Origin of the sequence: Treponema sp. OMZ 840 (genome assembly GCF_050937815.1) — a bacterium.
GTDB lineage: Bacteria > Spirochaetota > Spirochaetia > Treponematales > Treponemataceae > Treponema_C.
Genome location: NZ_JACDIJ010000027.1, coordinates 1 through 3,295 on the forward strand (window position 1 = coordinate 1; position 3,295 = coordinate 3,295).

The following is a 3,295-nucleotide window of genomic DNA, read 5'->3' on the forward strand; positions in this document are numbered from 1 at the left end:
GCAACCTACTTTCCCGCGAATGCAGTATCATCGGCGTAAGAGAGCTTGACTTCCGTGTTCGGGATGGGAACGGGTATTACCTCTCCACTATGGCCACCGGGCAATAAATACCAAGTTAAAATAAGGGGGAAACGTCTTACATTTCAAACAAAAAAGATAATATGGTCAAGCCTCACGACTGATTAGTACTGCTCGGCTGAATACATTGCTGTACTTATACCTGCAGCCTATCGACCGGATAGTGTCTCCGGAGTCTTTAGGAGGGTTATACCCTCAGGGATGATTTATCTTGAGGTGGGCTTCCCGCTTAGATGCTTTCAGCGGTTATCCCTTCCGAACGTAGCTACTCTGCACTTACTCTTGGCAGAATAACAGATACACCAGAGGTTCGTCCACATCGGTCCTCTCGTACTAAATGCAGCTCCTCTCAATCATCCAACGCCCACAGCAGATAGGGACCGAACTGTCTCGCGACGTTCTGAACCCAGCTCACGTACCGCTTTAATTGGCGAACAGCCAAACCCTTGGGACCTGCTCCAGCCCCAGGATGCGATGAGCCGACATCGAGGTGCCAAACCTTCCCGTCGATGTGAACTCTTGGGGAAGATCAGCCTGTTATCCCCGGAGTACCTTTTATCCGTTAAGTGACGGCGCTTCCACTCGCTACCGCCAGATCACTAAGACCTACTTTCGTACCTGCTCGACCTGTCAGTCTCGCAGTCAAGCCACCTTGTGCCTTTACACTCGCGCTCTGATTTCCAACCAGAGTGAGGTGACCTTCGCGCACCTCCGTTACTCTTTAGGAGGCGACCGCCCCAGTCAAACCGCCTGCCTACCATTGTCCCCATACCGGCTTCACGGCACGGGTTAGAAATTTCATTCATCAAGAGTGGTATTTCACCGTGCGACTCCGCGCAGCCTAACGACCACGCTTCATAGTCTCCCACCTATTCTACACATGATAAATAAAATCCCAATAGTAAGTTACGGTGAAGGTTCACGGGGTCTTTCCGTCTAACTGTGGGTAACCGGCTTCTTTACCGGTATATAAATTTCACCGAGTCTCGCGTTGAGACAGTGCCCAGAATCGTTACACCATTCGTGCGGGTCGGAACTTACCCGACAAGGAATTTCGCTACCTTAGGACCGTTATAGTTACGGCCGCCGTTTACCGGGGCTTCAATTCAATGCTTCAGGGCTCCCTTCACATCTCCTCTTAACCTTCCGGCACCGGGCAGGTGTCACCACCTATACGTTTCATTACTGATTAGCAGATGGCTGTGTTTTTGATAAACAGTCGCCTGGGCCTGCTCTGTGCCACCCTCTTCTTTTACCAAATCGGGCCACACTTCTTCCGAAGTTACGTGTGCATTTTGCCGAGTTCCTTAACGCGAGTTCTCTCGTGCGCCTTAGATTTCTCATCCTTCCTACCTGTGTCGGTTTACGGTACGGTCTTTACCAGCCTAGCCTTAGACAATATTTCCCGGCACCGTGATTACACCCGCTTCGCTTCGACTTTCTCTTAGCTCGCTGTCACAACTTACCTCAAACGACGGATTTGCCTATCGCTCTCAACAGCTTGTTGCTTCGACCGGAACTACCGTTCTCCGGCCGGGTTTCACCTCATGCGTCTTGCCCTCGAAACTGATAAAGGTATCGGATTTTGAACCGATTTCCCATCGACTACGACTTTCGTCCTCGCCTTAGGGGCCGACTTACCCTGGGCAGATTGCCTTTACCCAGGAAACCTTAGGTTTTCGGCGGACGGGGATCTCACCCGTCTTTGCGTTACTTATGCCTGCATTCTCTCTTCCACTACCTCCAGCACCCCTCACAGGTATACCTTCATCGGCACATGGAATGCTCCCCTACCACCTAATGCTTAATGCATTAGATCCAAAACTTCGGTATACCGCTTAGCCCCGTTACATTATCTGCGCTTGCATGCTCGACCAGTGAGCTATTACGCACTCTTTTAAGGAATGGCTGCTTCTAAGCCAACCTCCTGGCTGTCTGTGCATTCAAACTTCATTTTACACTTAGCGGTATTTCGGGACCTTAGTTGTTGGTCTGGGCTGTTTCCCTTTCGACTACGAACCTTGTCGCACGCAGTCTCACTCCCATACGTTGTTTAGCGGCATTCAGAGTTTGATTGGGTTTGGTAGGCAGTGACGCCCCCTAGTCCATCCAGTGCTTTACCTCCGCTAAATTTGTATAAGGCTGTCCCTAAAGGCATTTCGGGGAGAACCAGCTATTTCCAGGTTTGTTTAGCCTTTCACTCCGAGTCACAAGTCATCCATACCTTTTTTAACAGATTATAGTTCGGTCCTCCACAAGGCTTTACCCTTGCTTCAACCTGCTCATGACTAGATCACCTTGGCTTCGGGTCTACCTCATGCAACTCTTATCGCCCTATTAAGACTCGGTTTCCCTGCGGCTCCGGAACTACCATTCCTTAACCTCGCTGCATAAGATAACTCGCAGGCTCATTCTACAAAAGGCACGCTACTACCCTTATAGGGCTGTAACATCTTGTCGGTTTATGGTTTCAGGTTCTATTTCACTCCCCTTACTGGGGTTCTTTTCGCCTTTCCCTCACGGTACTGCTGCACTATCGGTAGCTGTGGAGTATTTAGCCTTGGATCGTGGTCGACCCTGCTTCCGGCAAGGTTCCTCGTGCCCCGCCGTACTCAGGTACCGCATCAAAGAGACATATACATGTCGCGTACGGGGATTTCACCCTCTGTGTCAGGCTTTCCCAAACCTTTCCGCTATATATATGTTTTCTCAAAACTCTTCGGGTCATCCCCATGCGGCCCTACAACCCCCGTTAAACGGGTTTGGGCTCCTCCGATTTCGCTCGCCGCTACTTTCGGAATCTCCGGAGGATCGCTCCTCTTCTTGATTTCTGTTCCCGAGTTACTTAGATGGTTCACTTCACTCAGTTTGGCTCTGCTAGACTATTTTATTCATCTATCCAGTAATGGAATCGCTCCCATTGGGTTACCCCATTCGGCTATCCGGGGATCACCGAATATGTGCTTCTCCCCCCGGCTTTTCGCAGCTTATCACGGCCTTCTTCGCCTCACAGCTCCTAGGCATCCGCCATAAACCTCTATTCGCTTGACCATATTATCTTTTTCGCTTTATCCGTAAACTTCTCCGACTCACAATGCCCGTCAAGCCGGCCGGCAAACCTTTGAAAATACTCAACTTTCTTCAAACCGACCCTTTTTAAGCACTCAAGCCTCCGTTTACGTGCGTTTCCCTTCCCTATACTTGTCAAGTTCCTCTG

General features: G+C 50.2%; 2 rRNA genes. Both read right to left on the reverse strand.

Annotated features, from left to right (window positions below):
• Positions 1–101: ribosomal RNA gene (gene rrf / locus H0R92_RS13920) — 5S ribosomal RNA — on the reverse strand; the annotation flags it as partial.
• A gap of 60 nt (positions 102–161) precedes the next feature.
• Positions 162–3,129, reverse strand: a 23S ribosomal RNA gene (locus tag H0R92_RS13925).
• Positions 3,130–3,295 lie beyond the last annotated feature (166 nt).